Annotated in this window: 15 protein-coding genes; 2 read left to right on the forward strand and 13 right to left on the reverse strand. The window is 52.9% G+C overall.

The window, feature by feature from the left end; genetic code table 11:
* Positions 1-102: 102 nt before the first annotated feature.
* Positions 103-1,293, forward strand: a complete 1,191-nt coding sequence (aspC, locus tag JQN59_RS14930; protein ID WP_048225872.1) for an aspartate transaminase — start codon at positions 103-105, stop codon at positions 1,291-1,293.
* Positions 1,294-1,346: 53 nt separating this feature from the next.
* Here the strand turns inward: aspC and JQN59_RS14935 are convergent, their stop codons facing one another.
* The 7 genes from JQN59_RS14935 to cmoM form a co-directional block, all read right to left on the reverse strand.
* Positions 1,347-1,994: an MBL fold metallo-hydrolase gene (locus JQN59_RS14935; protein WP_003831949.1), complete on the reverse strand. Its 648-nt coding sequence runs from the start codon at positions 1,992-1,994 to the stop codon at positions 1,347-1,349.
* 28 nt (positions 1,995-2,022) lie between these two features.
* A complete protein-coding gene (locus JQN59_RS14940) occupies positions 2,023-2,571 on the reverse strand; it encodes a YcbK family protein (RefSeq protein ID WP_003831948.1) in 549 nt (182 codons plus the stop codon).
* 177 nt (positions 2,572-2,748) lie between these two features.
* Positions 2,749-4,500, reverse strand: coding sequence for a L,D-transpeptidase (ldtD, locus tag JQN59_RS14945; RefSeq protein ID WP_103015109.1), 1,752 nt, complete (start codon positions 4,498-4,500; stop codon positions 2,749-2,751).
* Positions 4,501-4,767: 267 nt separating this feature from the next.
* On the reverse strand, positions 4,768-9,228 hold the full coding sequence (gene mukB, locus JQN59_RS14950) for a chromosome partition protein MukB (RefSeq protein WP_149607845.1): 4,461 nt from the start codon (positions 9,226-9,228) through the stop codon (positions 4,768-4,770).
* Positions 9,228-9,932 (reverse strand): chromosome partition protein MukE, encoded by a 705-nt coding sequence (mukE, locus tag JQN59_RS14955; RefSeq protein WP_003035809.1) that lies wholly within the window; start codon positions 9,930-9,932, stop codon positions 9,228-9,230. The genes mukB and mukE overlap by 1 nt, the downstream gene beginning before the upstream one ends.
* A complete protein-coding gene (gene mukF, locus JQN59_RS14960; RefSeq protein WP_003831939.1) occupies positions 9,913-11,235 on the reverse strand; it encodes a chromosome partition protein MukF in 1,323 nt (440 codons plus the stop codon). Before mukF ends, mukE begins: the two co-directional genes overlap by 20 nt.
* Positions 11,228-12,031, reverse strand: a complete 804-nt coding sequence (cmoM, locus tag JQN59_RS14965) for a tRNA uridine 5-oxyacetic acid(34) methyltransferase CmoM (protein WP_003035803.1) — start codon at positions 12,029-12,031, stop codon at positions 11,228-11,230. The genes mukF and cmoM overlap by 8 nt, the downstream gene beginning before the upstream one ends.
* Positions 12,032-12,166: 135 nt before the next feature.
* Here cmoM and elyC point away from each other — a divergent pair, with 135 nt between their 5' ends.
* Positions 12,167-12,931, forward strand: coding sequence for an envelope biogenesis factor ElyC (gene elyC / locus JQN59_RS14970; protein WP_149607846.1), 765 nt, complete (start codon positions 12,167-12,169; stop codon positions 12,929-12,931).
* Between the two features lie 93 nt (positions 12,932-13,024).
* Here elyC and JQN59_RS14975 read toward each other — a convergent pair whose 3' ends face one another.
* The 6 genes from JQN59_RS14975 to msbA all read right to left on the reverse strand — a co-directional run bounded on the left by JQN59_RS14975 (position 13,025) and on the right by msbA (position 19,057).
* On the reverse strand, positions 13,025-13,918 hold the full coding sequence (locus JQN59_RS14975; protein WP_003831934.1) for a YcbJ family phosphotransferase: 894 nt from the start codon (positions 13,916-13,918) through the stop codon (positions 13,025-13,027).
* A gap of 165 nt (positions 13,919-14,083) precedes the next feature.
* On the reverse strand, positions 14,084-14,830 hold the full coding sequence (kdsB, locus tag JQN59_RS14980; protein WP_149607847.1) for a 3-deoxy-manno-octulosonate cytidylyltransferase: 747 nt from the start codon (positions 14,828-14,830) through the stop codon (positions 14,084-14,086).
* Positions 14,827-15,009 (reverse strand): protein YcaR, encoded by a 183-nt coding sequence (ycaR, locus tag JQN59_RS14985; RefSeq protein ID WP_003035793.1) that lies wholly within the window; start codon positions 15,007-15,009, stop codon positions 14,827-14,829. The genes kdsB and ycaR overlap by 4 nt, the downstream gene beginning before the upstream one ends.
* 51 nt (positions 15,010-15,060) lie before the next feature.
* Positions 15,061-16,293: a winged helix-turn-helix domain-containing protein gene (locus JQN59_RS14990; protein ID WP_149607848.1), complete on the reverse strand. Its 1,233-nt coding sequence runs from the start codon at positions 16,291-16,293 to the stop codon at positions 15,061-15,063.
* A gap of 41 nt (positions 16,294-16,334) precedes the next feature.
* Positions 16,335-17,312 carry a tetraacyldisaccharide 4'-kinase gene (gene lpxK, locus JQN59_RS14995; RefSeq protein WP_048214570.1) on the reverse strand — a complete coding sequence of 326 codons (978 nt, stop codon included), beginning with the start codon at positions 17,310-17,312 and terminating at the stop codon, positions 16,335-16,337.
* Positions 17,309-19,057, reverse strand: a complete 1,749-nt coding sequence (msbA, locus tag JQN59_RS15000) for a lipid A ABC transporter ATP-binding protein/permease MsbA (RefSeq protein WP_048214571.1) — start codon at positions 19,055-19,057, stop codon at positions 17,309-17,311. The genes lpxK and msbA overlap by 4 nt, the downstream gene beginning before the upstream one ends.
* Positions 19,058-19,080: the final 23 nt, after the last annotated feature.

The following is a 19,080-nucleotide window of genomic DNA, read 5'->3' on the forward strand; positions in this document are numbered from 1 at the left end:
AAAAAAACACCTCAGCTTTTCGTCAGTAACGGTTGGCATTTTGTAAATCTACCGTTAACCTGATAGCGGACTTCCCTTCTGTAATCACTATGGAACCTCGTCATGTTTGAGAACATTACCGCCGCTCCTGCCGACCCCATTTTGGGTCTGGCTGATTTGTTTCGTACCGATGACCGCCCTGGAAAAATAAACCTCGGGATCGGTGTATATAAAGATGAGACAGGCAAAACGCCGGTACTGACCAGCGTTAAAAAAGCCGAGCAATATATACTGGAAAATGAAACCACCAAAAATTACCTTGGCATTGACGGTATTCCAGAGTTTGGTCGTTGCACTCAGGAATTACTGTTTGGTAAAGAGAGTTCGCTTATCAACGACAAACGCGCACGTACAGCACAGACCCCTGGCGGTACTGGCGCACTGCGTGTGGCAGCTGATTTCCTGGCGAAAAACACGTCGGCTAAACGCGTTTGGGTGAGCAATCCAAGCTGGCCTAACCATAAGAGCGTGTTTAACTCCGCCGGTCTGGAAGTTCGTGAATACAACTATTACGATGCGGCGAACCATTCTTTAGACTTTGATGCGCTGCTGGCAAGCCTCAGCGAAGCGCAGGCTGGCGACGTGGTGTTATTTCACGGCTGCTGCCATAACCCAACCGGTATCGACCCTACTCTGGAGCAGTGGCAAACGCTGGCCCAGCTTTCTGTCGAAAAAGGTTGGTTGCCGCTGTTTGACTTCGCATACCAGGGCTTTGCCCGTGGCCTGGAAGAAGATGCAGAAGGTCTGCGCGCATTCGCAGCGCTGCACAAAGAGCTGATCGTCGCTAGCTCCTACTCCAAGAACTTTGGTCTGTACAATGAGCGCGTAGGCGCCTGTACGCTGGTTGCAGCCGATGCTGAAACCGTTGACCGTGCGTTCAGCCAGATGAAATCAGCCATTCGCGCTAACTATTCCAACCCACCAGCACACGGTGCATCCGTAGTGGCCACGATTCTGAGCAACGATGCGCTGCGTGCCATCTGGGAACAGGAACTGACTGATATGCGCCAGCGCATTCAGCGCATGCGTTTACTGTTTGTGAATACGTTGCAAGAGAAAGGTGCAAACCGCGACTTCAGCTTTATCATCAAACAGAACGGCATGTTCTCGTTTAGCGGCCTGACCAAAGAGCAGGTTCTGCGTCTGCGTGAAGAGTTTGGTGTCTACGCTGTCGCTTCCGGACGCGTAAACGTGGCAGGAATGACGCCAGACAACATGGCGCCGCTGTGCGAAGCGATTGTCGCAGTACTGTAATCTATCGCGCACAAAAAAGGCCGCAAATGCGGCCTTTTTATTTATTAAACGAATTACCAGACAGGCATTTCATCTTGCAGGAACGGGTTATGTAGCCGTTCGTTACCCAGCGTAGAAAGTGGGCCGTGACCCGGAATAAACGTTACGTCATCGCCCAGCGGCAACAGTTTACGTTTAATCGAATCGATCAGTTGGCTGTGATCACCGCGCGGGAAATCGCTGCGCCCTACGCCACCTTTGAAAATCACATCACCAGAAATCAGTAATTTTGATTGCTCATCAAAGAAGACCACATGTCCCGGTGTATGACCCGGACAATGCAGAACCTGTAACGTCACGTTGCCAACGCTTATCCGGTCACCTTCATTCAACCAGCGATCGGGCGTCAGCGGCTCACAATCTCCCAGGCCAAACATGCGGCTCTGAGCAGGGAGTCCCTGTAACCAGAACTCATCTTCTTTTTCCGGGCCAATAACCGGTACACCATAATGCTGTGCCAGTTCAGCCGCCGCCCCAACATGGTCAAGATGACCGTGAGTAAGCAGGATCTGCATTAGCGTCAGACCGCTGGCATCCACTTCCTGTTTGATTTTCTCGGCATCGCCGCCGGGATCGACCAGCGCGGCCAGACGAGTCTGCTCACACCAGATTAGCGAGCAGTTCTGGGCGAATGCAGTGACCGGAATAATACGATAGTTCATACAGCTCCTGTTTCATTAAGCTTATGGATCACCAGTGCCGTGCAGGGCCGGTGTCAATATGCACAAAGTTACTGCTGGGGTAGTATCCTACACCACCTGCGCGCATAGATAACGCAGCTTTGCGAATATTACTTAATGCGATGCCTTCAATATGGAAATCCATGGCCTGACCTTTAGTGTGGTAGCTTTTCTTGGCCACACCACGGCTACGTGCACGGAGTTCATTATTGGTATCGATAGAGCGATAGCCTGAGATCAGCTGTACGGGTTTACGCGTGCCCAGCAGGCCCTGCAGACGGAAGAGTTGATCAAACAGTCCCGGGTCAATGGATTTCACTTTATTGGCCCGAAAATCACGGAAAAAGTGGTTAAGTTTTGCTAATTCGTCCTGAATATAGCCCCTGCCATCAAAAAACTCTGCTTTTATTGACTCACCGGTATGCAGGTTATTCAGAGTCAATATACGCGGACGTGGGGTAGAGAGTGTTGCAAACGCAGGCGTAGGCAAGATGGCAGCGCCGAGGGCAATGCCACCAAGCGCCAGCAGTTTGCGGCGATTAGCGTCAAATTTGTCCATGGTATTAAGGTCTACAAGGTCAATGTTATCGTATGTATGCTCTAGCGCACGCGGGAAACCTTATCTGGCTAAGTAGTCCACGTCAAGGCTCCCAACCCCAGGAAATACGGGGCTCACAGCCATTTTGCCCCGTTTCCAGCATAACTTACGACAATCATTTTCCTCGAACTGCTTCATTTATCTGATTAATTGCTCGGCTTTTGACACAATTTGTGCGCTGGATCGCGCTGTCAGATCGTAATTGTAAATATCTGTACGATACTGCGTGCGCCCATCAGGGCCGACAAATGCGGTCAGATAGTAGAGGTTGACCGGAATATTCTGGCGAATATTCACATACCGCGTATCCCCTTGCTTCAGGGCATCCGAGATGCGCGAATCATTCCAACCCGCGTCCTGTAGCAGCATATTCGCCAGCTCAGATGCCTTGTTCACACGCACGCATCCGGAGCTTAACGCCCGCGTATCTTTCTGGAACAGATTGTGGTTCGGCGTATCGTGCAGATAAATAGCGTCCGAACTCGGCATATTGAATTTATAGCGTCCGAGCGAGTTACGTGCACCCGGAGCCTGCTGAAAGCGGAACGGCAGATTGGACGCAGTGATGGTCGCCCAATCAACCTGCCACGGATCTATCGTCTCTTTACTGTTCCAGCCGCGCATTACGGTATAGCCATGACGTTCAAGATATCCCGGATCATTCCATAACTTAGGCAGAATATCTTTACGTGCCAGCGTCGGCGGAACGTTCCACGGTGGGTTAACGACCACGTTATTTAGCGCACTGCTCATCATCGGCGTTTTACGATCGGGACGCCCGACAATAACGCGCGAGGCCAGCACCTGATTGCCATTCTGATAATAAACCAGCGAATAGGCAGGAATGTTCACCATGATACCGGTAGACAGCTCACTCGGCAGCAGGCGTAAGCGCTGAATATTTAACGCCAGCACGCCCGCACGCTGAGCAGGCGTCACGTTCAGCCAGTCACGTGTGGCTGGACCAATCGCGCCATCTGCGCCAAGTCCCTGCCACGTCTGAAAACGCTTTACCGCATCAACCAATTCACGATCGTAGGTGCCACGCCCTTCTTTGCCAGACGTACTGACGGCAGGCTCCAGCATCCCGGTTCGGCGCAAAATTTCACGCAGCGCGGGAATGTCATTACTCCAATCCCCCGGACGCAGCGTTACTGTACTGGTGAGCTGCGGCCAGGGACGTGTATCGCCCACCAGCTTGAGCAGTGATTCATGCATGGCTGCATACTGCGGATGTTGAGGCGCAAGGCTGGCCACAAATGAAGTCAGTTGACCGTTATCCAGTGCGACCTGCCACTGGTTGATGACGGAAATCGGCGGCGTCGTTAGCGCATAGGGCTTATCGCTGTAAAGCCAGCGATTACCTTTGACAGGGATGTTAGCGATAAAGTGCAGATACCCCATCATCGCATCAGAGAGCACGATGTCTCTCGCCTGACCGGTTACTGCCGGGTCAGTCAGAAGTGCAACCCAGGTAGTGAACTGCGGCTGAAAGCCGGCAATTGCGACCTCGGCTAACTGTTGCTGAAATGCCTTTACCGCATCACGATTTTCCCACATCGGCTTCATTTCGCGTGCGGCATACAGCAGTTCCAGCTGGCTCATGTAAACCGGCGTATAACCTGCTGGCAGTTGAGAGTGTATTTCGGCGCGGGCTTTATCGACAGACACGCCTTCTGGCAGCGGTTGAATACCCGCCATGATAGCCGTCGCAGAAGATTGAACCTGCGGCTGCGATAACGCTGTTGGCTGTTCACTGACGGTCGCAGAGCTATCGCCAGGGATCATTTCAGGCTCATCGGCCTGAGCATTGAACAGTGGAGCGAATGTTACGGCCAGGCACAAACTGATTGCCGACAGCCGACGACCACACATTTTATTAAGCAACATCCCTTGCCCCCTGTTTTCTTTATCATACTCTGAATAGCCAGGCCGTCTGTATTCCCCTTTATTCTGACGAGGGTCGGACCTGTAAAACGCCAATACAAACTGAAGTATGACGAGCAAGCCTGTGACGCGTTAGGCTCACCTTTAGTATATAAACATCAAAAACTTTTTGCCTAACCTAATGTAAAGAAGTCTAAAGAAATTACACCAGGCATGAAGTCTTTTCGGAAAAAAATAAGGCGGCCATGTAGCCGCCTTTTTACTTATTACTTAGCTTGCCTGCGAGGAGGCATCTTCAGTCCCCGGCAGTGGTTCCGGTAACTGAGGCGCAAATCCGCGCAGCCCCACCACGTGAACGTGTTCGGTGTTCTGGAAGACTTTACGCACCAGTTTGTAGGTGGTGCCTTTCTCTGGGCTGATGTTTTCCGGCGCAGCGATAATCAGCTGCATCTGCAAACGCTCACACAGCTCAAACAAGGTCGCAATAGAACGCGCATCGAGTCGTGCAGCTTCATCAAGGAACAGCAGGCGGCAAGGAGAGATATCTTTCCCGCGCAATCTGCGGCCTTCATCTTCCCAGCTTTGCACCACCATCACCAGAATAGACATCCCGGTCCCGATCGCTTCACCCGTTGACAACGCACCAGACTCAGCACGCAGCCAGCCGTCAGAGCCACGGTTAACCTCAACTTCCATTTCCAGATAGTTACGGTAATCCAGCAGCTCTTCACCAATGGTTTGTGGCGTACGTTGCCCCATGTCTATCTGCGGATTCAGACGCTGATACAGCTTCGCCAGCGCTTCTGAGAAGGTCAGGCGATTGCTGTTAAACAGATCCTGATGCTGTTCATGCTGCTCTGAAAGTACGTCCAGCAAGGTAGCATGTGTTTCACGCACATTGACGTTCAGGCGAACGCTGTTGACCTGGCCAAACGACACGCTTTGCAGCCCCTGGTTCAGCATGCGAATACGGTTCTGTTCACGCTGAATGGTCTTACGAATAATGTTCGCCACGCTGCGTGAGCTGATCGCCAGCTTCTGTTCGCGTGAGGTTAACTCTTCCGTCAGACGGCTCAGCTCAATCTCCATCTGTTCAATGGCTTCAACCGGATCATCGGTACGAATAATATCCTGGCGAATACGTTCACGCAGATGCTGGTAAACCGCGACGAAGAACTGAATTTTGCGCTCTGGACGTTTTGGATCTTCAGACAGACGCAACACATCGCGCAGGTGCTCGTTATCTGCAACCGCCAGACGTAGCGCACCGAGCGCCTTATCCGACATCGAACGCAGTTCGTCACCGGAAAGGTAGGCCAACTCGCGGCGGTGAAGACGACGTTCCACACCGTTATCTTTCACCATCCGCATGACTGCACACCAGCCGGCTTTGGCGGTGACTACCTGCTCGCGCATTTCATGATAATCACGTTCCAGCTTGCGCAGTCTGCGGGTCAGGTTTTCCATCTCCGCTTCGCAGAAGGTCAGTGCTTTCTCAAGTTGGTTGCGGCGTGCACGGTTGTTGCTGAGCTGCGCATGCAGTTCGTCACGGCGGATACGCGCGCGCTCTTCGGCACCGCTGTCCGCACGAACGCCGATATCCTGCAGTTCACGTTGTAAATCGTTAAGCAGCTCTTTTTTGGTGTCAAAAGAGCTTTTCAGCGATGCCATGACCTGGTTGTACTGGCTTAACTGTGCGGCGTGGCTGCGCAGCGCTTCACGAGCGCGGGTACGTTCGGCTTCCGCCTGTTCCAGGCGTTCACGCAATTTTTCGTTCAGATCGCTATTGCCGCTCAGCATTTCGGCTGAGTCGGAATAACTAAAGTGCGCCCGGCGCTGTACGACTTCGGTCAGCGCAAAAGCCTGCTGACGCGCATCGCGCTGCATCTGCTGGGAGTACGCATAGTCTTCCTTCAGCTGTTCAAACTGCTCAGGGTCATTTTGCAGAACCGAAACGATAGGTTCCAGTTTCGCCAACTGATTGCCATGTTGCTGTACAAAACGCGCGGCTTCCTGAGCTTCATCCAGACGCTCGCGAATTTCGTCTACGCGATCGGCTAGCGTATCATCTGCCAGCAGATTCAAGCGCGGCAGCAGGCGGTTCAGCGCAGAGACGCCCTCTTTCGCCTGTTCAAACTGCATACGGCTTTGCTGGTTATCATTTTCATGATTGGTCAGCGCACGTTCCAGTTCAACGCGACGGCTATTCAGTTGGCGAATTTCCGCTTCTGGATCGGCCTCAAACGCCACCGACAGATGGCTGCCGATAAAGCGACTGAACGCCTGATGCAGACGTTGGGTTTTCTGGACGTCAAAGGAGAGCGTGGCGAAACGTTCAGACAGCCCTTCACGCTCGGCATGCAGGGTTTCGATACGGCTTTCACGTGCTGCACGCCCAAAAATAGGCACCGTCGGGAAGCGAGAATAACGCCACTGACGCTCGGCAGTTTTCACCACCACCGCATTTTCCAGTTCATCAACGCTGAAGACGCTGTCATCAAACGACTGCGGATCCCCTTCGATGAAATAGAGATCTTCCGGGCAATCCGTCAGCCCTTCAAGCTGTTCGGTAATCAGCGACAGATCCGGTACCACAATGGCATGACGCGAAGGACCGTATAGCGCAGAGAAGTACGGTGCATCTTCAAGGCTAACGTCATCATAAATTTCTGACAGCAGTACGCCGCCAAAGCGTTCCGCCAGCGCGTTCAGACGCTGATCTTCCGCCCCGCCCGGTTGACTTAAACGTTCAATCTCTTCATCAACTGCATTTTTACGTGCACCGACTTCATCACGCTCAACAATGGCCTCACGCTCGCGCTCCAGCAATTGTTGCAGATACTCAGTCACTTCCTGGCTGGAGGTAAACTCTTCGCCACACTGCTCGCTAAGCTGATTCAGGCTATTTTGCGCAGCCAGCCAGACAGGTGCCCGCTTCATCAAATGCTGAATACGGGATTGTAGTTGTTCCTGCTCCTGACGCAGTGTCATACGCTGTTCGCTGGCAGACGAGACGCTGTCCGACAAGGCGGCGATGCGCGCTTCCAGCTCCTGGTGCAGCGCTTCCAGCTCATCGATATCGAACTGTTTACCCTGACGCTTGCAGAATTCGGCCAGCAGACGCTCGGCATCCTGCTGTTCGCGCAGACGCTGCTCCAGTTCGCTCAGTCGCATACGCAACGGCTGAACCTGTTCTGCCAGGTGGCGCTGTTCCACGCCTTCGCGCAGCAGTTCACGCGCCACGCTCCAGGCTTCACCGCGCGCCAGCGGGCCGTTGATAGCCGCCACCAGCTGATAAGCCTGTTCGAACTGGCTATGCGCGGTTTGCACCACGCTCATTTTTTGTTCAAGCGTCAGCAGTTTTTCAGTGGCTTCCTGCTCTTTGGCCTGGAAAGTCTCCAGCCATTCGGCGGCGCTGTCGGCTGTCAGGTCCGGTAAGTGGCAAAGCTCTTTCGCCCGGTTTAGGGCCTGGATCGCCTGGGTATACTGGATGGCTCGCGTTTGCTGGACGTCCAGCGCTTGCTGGTAATCAGCAAGCTGGCTTTTCAGCTCATCCACTTCCAGCTCAGCGGCTTCTGCACGGGCTTCGTTTTCATCCTGGCGGTCAACGGCTTCCGCGACCACCTCGTTTTGTTCTTCAAGACGGACCTGCAATTCTTCGAGATCCGCCTCGTAGCGTTCAATTTTTTCCTGCTGACGCAGCGCTGTTTGCACCAGATTCAGGTGATCGCTCGCGGCCTGGTAATCAGCTTCCAGATCGCCTTCCGCACCGTTGTGCTCACCCAGTTCACGCGCCATATCCACGTGTTTGTACTGCTCTGCCGCCAGCTGCTTGCGCGAGGTATACAGTTCACGACGATATTCCAGTGCTTTATCCAGATGGATGCGACGTTCATTGGCGTGGCGCATATAATCTGCGGCCACATAGTTGGTCGCTTCACTGATTAAATGCTTAAACAGGTCGCGGTCAGACTGGGTTACGCGAATCGCTTCCAGCGTCATACGATTTTCACGCAGCGCGGCTTCCATATCCTGGAACGCTTTACGTACGCCGCTGTTTTCCGGCAGCAGGTAGTCACGCAGTGAACGGGTAATGGCGCTGGAGATCCCGCCGTACAGCGAGGCTTCAATCAGACGGTAGAATTTACTACGATCGGACGCAGAGCGCAGACGACGGGCAATGATGCCCAGATCGAACATCAATGAGTGATAATCGGTTATTGAGTTGAACTGCTTAAACTGCACGCCTTCCATCTCATCAAGCTTCTCTTTCAGCTCAGGTAGAGACAGTACGCGCGCCTGGCGTTCGTTCAGCGTTTCCGTCACCAGTTGGGTTGGCTGTACCGACATCGGCAGCCCCTGAATGGCAAACGGTTTGATATCCACTTTGCGATCGCGACCAGCAACCTGTTGCAGACGCACACCCACGACCACGCGCTGATGACGCGAATTAAGGACGTCGAGCATTGAATAACAAACCCCTGCTTTCAGCTTACCGTGCAGGCCTTTATCACGTGAACCGCTGGTTGCACCGGCTTCGGTGGTGTTGCGGAAATGCAGCAGGGTTAAGTCCGGAATGAGCGCCGTAACAAATGCCGCCATGGTGGTGGATTTACCCGCACCGTTACCACCGGACAGCGTGGTGACCAGCTCATCGAGATCAAACGTACGGGCAAAAAAACCATTCCAGTTAATCAGCGTAAGTGAGCGAAATTTACCGCGTTCAATCATTATTCTTCTTCTCCACTGTCCGGCTGATTCTCTTCGGGCTCATCGTTGAGCTGCAGACGGTTCTCGACCGCCATCGCTTCACCATCACGAATTAAGCGACGCTGTGCTTCACGCGGATCGTCACCGCTACGCACATCCGCGCCAAAGCGGAAGACAGATTCCGTAATACGGAATTTGCTGCTGTCGTGGCCCAGAAACCACACCATGCCTAAGCGGCGCAAGCGGTTGAGCGAAGAACGCACTTTTTCCTGTAGCTTCTGGCGGTCAACGTCAGAACCGGTTGAACGGTTGTTCACCAGCTTCAGTAACTTCGCTTCATCTGCCAGCGTTAGCAGCTCGTCGTACAGCTCTTGCTGGGTAAAAATCCCTTCGTTCGCCAGGCGTTCCGGGCTGAGATAGAGATAGCAAAGAATTTTACCGACCATCATGTCCAGTTCAGACAGGACCGAACGCGGAATGAGCGTCGTGGAACGCGGGCGAAGGTAGAAGAACCCTTCCGGCGCACGGATTAATTCCACGTTATATCGGCTATAAAACTCTTCAAAATATTCCTGAAAATCCATCAGGAAGGCATGATTATCCAGTTCATCCAGGCCGATATGTCGGCCCGAACGTAAGGCGCTATCCAGCGCCGGAAATAACGGATTCGCCAGCGCCTGCGCCAGCTTTACCGGCATCACTTGTTCAATATTTGTCAATGACATGCGCCTGTACCTTGGCTCCGTAATCATTAATCGGCTGCCATTTTGCTGGCAGTCCGGTGAAGTCTGCTTGCGCTACGCCAAGGCGTACCGCCTGATCGATAACAATGCGCGCGACGTCGAAATGACGCGCACGTGGGTATTGCGCCAGATACTCGCGCACTACCAAACCGAGATCCAGTGGTGTTTGTCTGGATTTGTAGATAGCCAGCTGTTCTTCGATGATCGCCGCCAGCTGCTCACGGATCTCGTTAAATTCTTCATATTCCAGATCTTCCGGAAGTTCACCGGTGACCTCTTCGTCACGCAGCACCATCTCCTCGTCACGCATATCCAGCAGACGATCGGCGTTGGCATAGGTCAGCGCCCATGGGTCGTCAAAGTAGGTCTGCACGGACTGACGCAGACGCTGGGCGAAGACGCGGTTTTTATCCATATCGATCGCGGTACGGATAAATTTATGCACGTGACGATCGTAGCCAATCCACAAGTCAATGGACTGCTGGCCCCAGCTAATAATGCGGTCGAGCTTGCTTTGTAAATCAAACACCAGCCGATCGACAAAATGCAAATCGTCATGCGTCATCGTGGCGTCCTGGATTCGTAACAGGTTAGCCTGTAGCTTATCCCCTGCCGCTTCCAGCGTATCTTGCAGCTCACGCAGCGTACCAGATGTTTCTGACAGCAGCATTTCACAGCTGGAAATCGCCGCCCGCCAGTCTTTGTTTAGCAACTGTGCGATGTCGTCTTTTACCTGCTGCTGCTGTTCATCCATGATGCGCTGGGTCAGATCGATACTGTCGAAAATCTCCGCCACCGAGTATTTCAATGGCGCATAGACGTTGCGATGCCAGTGGAACTCATCACCACCTTCCGCTGCCGCATCCGCCGCGCGCTTCAGTTCGCCTGCCACAATTGACAGCTGCATAGAAAGACGCAGCGTAGAGAATTCGCGCTGACGAATATAGTAATCTGTGATGCCAATCCCGAGCGGCGTTAAACGGTAAATGGCGTTGCCTTCAGCCTGCTCGCTGGTAAAGCGGTTCAGCAGACGTTGACGCACCATATCGTTGATCGCGTTGTTGGCGCGGACGCCGATGGTTTCGCTGGTTTGCTCAAACGCATCACTCACATGGCGGAACGCATCCACCAGTTCACCTTCACTCATCTCACCGTCAAGTCGCTCACCGTTTAGTGTGGCAACAGCCAGCAGGAACGAAAGTCTGTCTACCGGCAGAGAGATGGAGAAGTCATTTTTTCTGGCCCAGGCAACCAGTTCGGGGACTGTCTGGGAAAATTCACTCATAGGTTATCCTTGCATCTGCGGCTCGGGCCGGACGTTTAATCGCGGTGACATGAATATAGCGCCCAAGGCTGATATACGGTTCCTGGCGGCAATAACGTGTTTCTATTTCTGTTAAAGCATCAAAACAGTCATGCTGTTTTTGTTTATCACGCAGATAATCATGAAACACCCTCACGCCCGTTTTACCGGTTATCTCCCAGCCAATCTCCTCCAGCCAGCCATAGACCTGCTGAGGGTCGCGCGGAAAATCGGGAGACAACGTGCGCCGTTTCTTTTTATACATTCCCTGCTGTACATAGCCGAAATTACCGACCAACACATTACGCATCAACAGACCGTTTGCATTGTAGAACATCAGCGATAAAGCACCGCCCGGGCGTAACATCGACCACAATGTTTTTAAGACGGCTTGCGGATCGGCCACCCATTCCAGCACAGCATGAAACAATATCAGATCAACCTGAGAATCCAAATGCTGTGGGATGTCCTGAGCGGCACAATGTATAAAATGCATGTTGTCGCTCACACCTTGCTCTTCTGCCGCCCGTTGCGCTCGCGCCACCATCTCAGCAGAAAGGTCGCACAAGGTGACGTGATGGCCCCGCTGCGCCATCAGAATTGCTGTCTGCCCTTCTCCGCCACCCGCATCAAGCACACGCAACGTTTGGCCCGCGTAGTCGGCAAGAAGTTTGTCCAGATCCTGCCAGAGGATCGTCTGACGAAGCTGACCTTTGGTGGTGCCGTAAATGTTACGGGAAAACTTCTCTGCAATGTCATCAAAATTGCGATCCCGCATCGGGCTCTCCACATGCTGGCTTTAGGGTGACTAAGTAAAACCGCTATTTTGTCACACCCACGCCGAGAATGAACCTTCCTGGTGTAATATCCCTGCTGATCCCCTGCTGTATGGTTAAAAAAGGAACCAAAAAGGATGCTTTTTACGCTGAAGAAAGTGATTGGCGGTATGATGCTGCCACTTCCGCTAATGCTCATTATCATGGGCATAGGCCTGGCGCTGCTCTGGTTTAGCCGCTTTCAAAAAACAGGGAAAGTGTGCATTAGCCTGAGTTGGCTGGCACTGTTACTTCTAAGCTTGCAGCCCGTCGCTGACAGTCTGCTGAAACCGATTGAGGACAGCTATCCAACCTGGCAGGATACACAAAAAGTGGAATACATTGTGGTGCTGGGCGGTGGGTATACCTGGAATCCACAGTGGGCGCCGAGTTCAAACCTGATAAGCAACAGTCTTCCGCGTCTGAATGAAGGTATTCGCCTCTGGCGTGCTAACCCGGGATCGAAGCTTATCTTTACCGGTGCTGCGGCAAAGAGCAATAACGTCAGTACTGCAGAAGCGGGCGCCCGCGTAGCGCAGTCACTGGGTGTGCCGCCCGGTGATATCATCACGCTGGATAAACCTAAAGACACCGAAGAAGAAGCCGCAGCGGTTAAGCAGGCCATCGGCAGCGCGCCGTTCCTGCTGGTGACCTCCGCATCGCACTTACCACGAGCAATGATTTTCTTCCAACAGGCCGGACTACATCCGTTGCCCGCGCCAGCCAACCAGTTAGCAATTGATTCACCGCTTAATCCGTGGGAGCGCGCGATCCCCTCACCAATCTGGTTGATGCATAGCGATCGTGTTGGTTACGAAACGTTGGGGCGTATCTGGCAGTGGCTAAAAGGATCGGAGCATTGACAGGAATGTTGCCTGATAGCGACACTAACGCGTCTTATCAGGCCTACGTGTTCAGCGCAGAATTGTAGGCCGGATAAGGCGTTCACATGTTCATCAGGCGAGCCACGGCAGCAGTGATTTCGTGGCAAGGTCAAAGTTGGAGCGGTTAAAACGTCCGGTGTTGACCAGTTGCGCCACCTCATCCCATAACACATACAGCCAGCGCCGCCAGATGAAGGACTCCGCCACGGGCGCGCGTTGCAGGTATTGCCAAAGCAGACTTTCCGCCAGCGCATTATCCATTAAACGGAACAATTCATACTCTCTGGGTGCCCACAGCATCAATCCCGGTCCGACCATCGCCAGAAGCTGATCGCTACGGGCGTCTTTGAGCATGCTACGTAAACTAAAATTACCGTGGATCAGCACGCAGTTATCATTGAATCCTTCAAATAAAGCGGGCAAACACTCACGGGTACGAAACAGGATCCGCTTATCCTGCATCGTCAGCCCGGTATTGTTGAACTGATTTAACGTGGTCCACAACACTTCAACACGCTGACGATACCAGGATGGCCAGATATTCTCTTGCGTGTTATCCACCATTCCCACGCAGCCACGGCTATCCTGCCGATGCCATGACAGCAGACCTTCTACGATCTGATCTTTTAAATGTTCCCAGCGTTCGGGCGTTCGGGCTGGCGCTTCCACCGGCACACCGCGTAAACGCTCAAGCAGTAGCACATCGGGACCGGGATGCTCTTCGTGGGTTAAGACCCCGTAAATGACGGGCATTCGCACCGTACCACTGCGCGCCAACATGGAGGTTTTCCATGCCAGCTGCTGCGCCATACCTGGCGTGGTGAAACTTCTCGCCATCAGCGGCATCGGATTTCCCTGGCTGTCGTACAGTGACCACAGGGCCGTATCCACTTTTTCATTCACGCATTCTATGCGACTGAGTTTTTCGCCCAGCAGGTGGCTGAGTTCGGCACGCAACTGTTCCATTTCAGATTGCCCTCATAAATGCTACTGCTTTCATAATGAGCGTCGTGCAGACAGATGTCACCCGGATGAGATCAATTGATGAAAAGAAAAGTGGAGGGAAAGCGCAACGATACGACACTCCTCCCAAAAATACGCCTCAATATGGGGGGAGTGCCGTGAGAAAAACTAATGCATTTCGGCGCGAACGCGCTCAAGATCTTCGGCAGTGTCTACGCCGGTACCCGGGACTTCTTTTGCGACGGCAACGTGAATTTTTTCGCCGTACCACAGCACTCGCAGCTGCTCCAGCATTTCGATATGCTCAAGCGGGCTAGGCTGCCAGTTAACATAGCGGCGAATAAAACCGGCGCGATAGCCGTAAATGCCCAGATGGCGCAGGAAGGTGTCCCCCACCGTTTCCAGACTTTTGGCGAAACGATCGCGATCCCATGGGATGGTCGCGCGTGAAAAATAGAGAGCATATCCTTCAGCGTCCAACACGACTTTTACCGCATTCGGATTAAATGCCTCTTCCGCACTGTGAATCGGAGCCGCAAGAGTCGCCATACCGACCTGACGTTGCGCCAGATTCTCAGCCACCTGGCGAATAATGACCGCCGGAATCATCGGCTCATCACCCTGTACGTTCACAATAACGGTATCATCGCTAAAACCACATTTCTCGACGACTTCCGCCAGGCGCTCCGTACCAGACTGGTGATCGGCGCGAGTAATGCACACTTCACCACCCACCGCTTCTACCGCGCGAGCGACATCCTCGTGATCGGTGGCAACGATGATACGTTCAGCGCCAGATTCACGCGCACGCTCCAGTACATGCACGATCATCGGTTTACCGTTGATATCCAGCAACGGCTTACCCGGCAGACGTGTGGACGCATAACGCGCAGGAATAATGACCACAAAACTCATGATTTACTCTCATCAGCAGTCAGAACGCGGGCTTCGGTTTCCAGTAACACGGGAATGCCATCACGCAGTGGGAAAGCAAGGTTATCCAGTTTACAAATCAGTTCCTGTTTTTCCTGGTTAAACCAGAGTTTGCCATTGCATACCGGGCAGGCAATGATTTCAAGCAGACGATGATCCATAGTTCCTCCAGATGGACCGGATTGTGAATCCGTAAATATTAACATAATCGCTTAAAGGGCTGGGTCTATTTCCCAACCATGGCGTGCATCAGCAAATAAACCTTCAGGATAACGTCCCAGCGTCACGCGTGCTGCCTGCTGCCAGCGGGCAAAATCGTCAATCGCCTGAAACAATCCTTTTTGCAACGTCACTCCAGGCTTAACCCCATCCTGTAACCACAGCGAAATAACGTCCAGCACACCTGTTTTGCGGTGCATTTTGGCATCCATCCGCCCAACCAACTGTCCACGATGCAGCAACGGCAAGACAAAATAACCATACTGACGTTTCGGTGCTGGCGTATAACACTCCAGCCGGTAGCTAAAATCGAATAGCTGCTCTGCCCGTTTACGATCCCAGACCACCGGATCAAAAGGTGATAATACTGCACTGTGAGTCGCCGTTAATTTGCCCACCAGCGCCTGTTCAAGCAGCGGCTGAAGGTGGCTATGCAGCCACAAGTCTCCTAGCCCCTCAACGTCGACAGGAATAATCTGCCGCTGTTCCGCCCGTTCGTTGCACCAGTTTTTTAGCGCCGGGCGCTTCAGGCGGTAGTAGTCTGCCAGCCATTGTTCGCGGAAAATCCCCAGACTGCGGGCGCTGTTATCCAGCATGACACTTTCAGCATCTTCTTGCGAAAGTAGGTCGCGTTCATCGTCCCAGTGCGGCATGACGCGATGAGTTAAATCATACACTCGCTGGAAATTACGCCGTTCCACGACCATCACTTTCCCGGCAGTGAACAACCCTTCAAGATGACGCTTCTGCGGTTTCCATTCCCACCAGCCGCTGGTCCCTTTGCGTGGATGCTCAAAATCAGCTGAGCGTACCGGCCCGTTATGTTGGATGTGCTGGAGCAGTTGCTCAATCTCATGCGCATGTTCTTTCATCCACGCCGCTTTATATTTCCAGCCCATATTCTCCGGGGCCAGCATGCGGTGACGTATCAGCATAAAATCGCTGCGCGGCAAAAAACAGGCCTCGTGCGCCCAGTATTCCATCAGTTCGCCCTGCTGTAACGAGTCGTCCAGCCATTGGGGGGAATAATCGCCTAAACGACTAAACAGCACCAGGTAAGGACTGCGCGCCACAATATTGATGGTGTCGATTTGCAGTAACGACATGCGCGAAATGGTCGCGAGAATATCTGCCGGGGTTGCCCGGCGGCGTGTTTTTTTCAGCAGACCTTGAGCAGCAAGGTGAAGATGACGGGCATCCGTCAGAGAAAGGCGCGGCAACGACATTTATGGCCTCATAAATGATTCGCTGCCGCAGCGTGAATCAGTTAGCGAGTCAGCGAGATTAAGCTATTCAGCAATACATCAGGCCGATCGCCTGACAAATGTGCATCAACAGGTAAATACCACCAGTTTTCATCGGCAAATTCCCGGCACTTAACCGCATCTTTTTCCGTCATGACCAGCGTTTGCCCGGCGTCTACAAACGCACTGACGTCACTGTAGGTCAGAGACTGATGGTCTGCCAGCGCAATGCTTTTTTGCACGCTAGCACCACATGCTTTCAGCGTGGCAAAAAAACGCGGTGGATGACCAATGCCCGCCATGGCGACAATATTGGACAATTGCGCCACATCACGGCGTTCACCTGTACGTAAATTAACGGCCAGTCCCGGTTCAAGTCGCATAGGGATTTCCCCTGGTTGCGCAACGCCACCGTTAACAATAGTCGCATCCACCGATTTAAGGCGACCTGCGCGTTCCCGCATTGGACCAGCGGGAAGCCACCAGCCGTTGCCAAACCGACGTTCGCCGTCAATGACTACGATTTCAACATCTCGCGCCAGACGATAGTGCTGTAGTCCATCGTCCGTCAAAATAATCTGCACGTCGTGTTGGGCCAAAATGGCTTTTACCGCATCCGATCTTACCGGGGATACCGCTACCGGCACGCCGGTACGTTGGGCGATCAGCACAGGTTCATCGCCCGCTTCTGCGGTAGTAGTATCAGCTGTTAGCAACAGCGGGTAAGCAGTCGCTTTCCCGCCATATCCACGCGATACCACACCCACGCGAATCCCGCGTTGTCGCAGTTGTTCAACCAACCAAATCACCACCGGCGTTTTACCGTTTCCGCCCGCGGTAAGGTTTCCGACCACCACTACCGGGACTGGCGCGCGCCATGCGTGTTTAAGCCCCAACTTGTAGCATAAGCGGATAGCACCACTCACCAGGCCATACAGCCAGGAGAGTGGAAGTAACAATCGCCACAGCGGCGATTCACCAGACCAGATACGTGCGATCATTGACCAAATTGCATTTTGTGTAATTGCGCATACACCCCGCGCTGCTCAATCAGCTCGCTATGGGTTCCGCGTTCGACAATCAGACCATCCTCCACCACGATGATTTCGTCGGCTTGTTCAATGGTTGAAAGACGGTGAGCAATAACCAGAGAAGTACGGTTTTTCTGTAGCTCATCCAGCGCAGACTGAATCGCGCGTTCAGATTCAGTATCAAGAGCCGATGTTGCTTCATCAAGGATCAGAATTGGGCTGTCACGCAACAAGGCACGGGCGATAGCGATACGCTGACGTTGTCCGCCGGAAAGCAGGACGCCGTTTTCACCAATCACCGTATCCAGGCCATTATCCATCTTGTTGATGAAATCCATGGCGTAGGCCATCTGTGCCGCTTTTTCGATCTGCTCACGGCTGTACATATCGGTACGCGCGTAGGCGATGTTGTTGGCAACCGTATCGTTAAACAAGTGCACATTCTGCGAAACCAACGCAACCTGATCGCGCAGTGATGCCAGGGTATATTCGCGCAGATCGTGTCCGTCCATCAGAATCTGCCCTTCATCAATATCGTAGAAGCGCGTAATCAGGCTGGCGATGGTGGATTTCCCTGAGCCCGAACGGCCGACCAGAGCAACAGTTTTACCCGCGGGAATATTCAGGTTGATGTTACGCAGAGCCGGTACTTCACGTCCCGGATAAGTGAACGTCACGTTGCGGAACTCGAGATCGCCGGTAGCACGCTCGATCACACGTTTACCTTCATCTTTCTCCTGTTCGCTATCCAGAATCGTAAATAAGGTCTGGCATGCCGCCATACCGCGCTGGAACTGCGCGTTGACGTTGGTCAGCGATTTCAACGGACGCATTAATGCGATCATTGAGGAGAAGACAACCGTAATTGTCCCTGCTGTCAGATTTTCCATTACGCTTGGGAAGCTAGCCGCATATAACACGAAGGCCAGTGCCAAAGACGCAATCAGTTGGATGATAGGGTCGGAGATAGAAGAAGCGGAAACCATCTTCATACCCTGCAAACGCATCTTGTTGCTGACCTTATCAAAGCGCTTGGTTTCGACTTCCTGACCACCAAAAATCAGAACTTCTTTGTGGCCTTTCAGCATCTGCTCCGCACTGGTCGTAACCTGACCCATGGTGTTTTGCATGTTTTTACTGATGCTACGAAAGCGCTTGGAAACCACACGGATTGCCACTGACACAATTGGCGCCAGTACAATCAGGATCAGTGACAGCTGCCAGCTGTAATAGAACATCATGATAAACAGGCCAATGATTGAGGCCCCTTCACGTACCACGGTGATCAGCGCGCCGGAAGACGATGACGCAACCTGTTCTGAATCATAGGTAATACGCGATAACAATGTCCCTGTAGACTGTTTATCAAAAAAGGAGACGGGCATCCCCATCATATGGCCAAACAGGCGGCGGCGCATGGTCATGACCACTTTGCCTGACACCCATGAGATACAGTAGCTGGAGACATAGCTGGTTAAGCCACGAACTATCATCAGCCCAATGACCACCAGCGGCATCCACAGCAGCACCGAGCGATCCGTTTTACCAAAACCATCATCCAGTAATGGTTTAAGGAGCGATAACATGAAGGTATCGCTGGCCGCGTTAAGGACTAACGCTATACCCGCCACGATCAGACCCGATTTAAAAGGCGCTATGGTTGGCCATAGTCGGCGAAACGTCTGCCACGTAGAGAGATCTTTATCGTTATGCATTCAAAAAACCAGCATTTGTTAGA

The organism is Citrobacter sp. B72 (assembly GCF_016894305.1).
GTDB classification, from domain to species: Bacteria; Pseudomonadota; Gammaproteobacteria; order Enterobacterales; family Enterobacteriaceae; genus Citrobacter; species Citrobacter portucalensis.

Bases quoted from the DNA above. Each gene is read 5' to 3' on its own strand.
- JQN59_RS14990 (WP_149607848.1), bottom strand. From the start codon at position 16,293: ATGTCGTTGCCGCGCCTTTCTCTGACGGATGCCCGTCATCTTCACCTT.
- JQN59_RS14935 (WP_003831949.1), bottom strand. From the start codon at position 1,994: ATGAACTATCGTATTATTCCGGTCACTGCATTCGCCCAGAACTGCTCG.
- aspC (WP_048225872.1), top strand. From the start codon at position 103: ATGTTTGAGAACATTACCGCCGCTCCTGCCGACCCCATTTTGGGTCTG.
- cmoM (WP_003035803.1), bottom strand. From the start codon at position 12,031: ATGCGGGATCGCAATTTTGATGACATTGCAGAGAAGTTTTCCCGTAAC.
- ldtD (WP_103015109.1), bottom strand. From the start codon at position 4,500: ATGTTGCTTAATAAAATGTGTGGTCGTCGGCTGTCGGCAATCAGTTTG.
- mukF (WP_003831939.1), bottom strand. From the start codon at position 11,235: ATGAGTGAATTTTCCCAGACAGTCCCCGAACTGGTTGCCTGGGCCAGA.
- JQN59_RS14940 (WP_003831948.1), bottom strand. From the start codon at position 2,571: ATGGACAAATTTGACGCTAATCGCCGCAAACTGCTGGCGCTTGGTGGC.
- ycaR (WP_003035793.1), bottom strand. From the start codon at position 15,009: ATGGATCATCGTCTGCTTGAAATCATTGCCTGCCCGGTATGCAATGGC.
- lpxK (WP_048214570.1), bottom strand. From the start codon at position 17,312: ATGATCGCACGTATCTGGTCTGGTGAATCGCCGCTGTGGCGATTGTTA.
- JQN59_RS14975 (WP_003831934.1), bottom strand. From the start codon at position 13,918: ATGGAACAGTTGCGTGCCGAACTCAGCCACCTGCTGGGCGAAAAACTC.
- mukE (WP_003035809.1), bottom strand. From the start codon at position 9,932: ATGTCATTGACAAATATTGAACAAGTGATGCCGGTAAAGCTGGCGCAG.
- kdsB (WP_149607847.1), bottom strand. From the start codon at position 14,830: ATGAGTTTTGTGGTCATTATTCCTGCGCGTTATGCGTCCACACGTCTG.
- mukB (WP_149607845.1), bottom strand. From the start codon at position 9,228: ATGATTGAACGCGGTAAATTTCGCTCACTTACGCTGATTAACTGGAAT.
- msbA (WP_048214571.1), bottom strand. From the start codon at position 19,057: ATGCATAACGATAAAGATCTCTCTACGTGGCAGACGTTTCGCCGACTA.
- elyC (WP_149607846.1), top strand. From the start codon at position 12,167: ATGCTTTTTACGCTGAAGAAAGTGATTGGCGGTATGATGCTGCCACTT.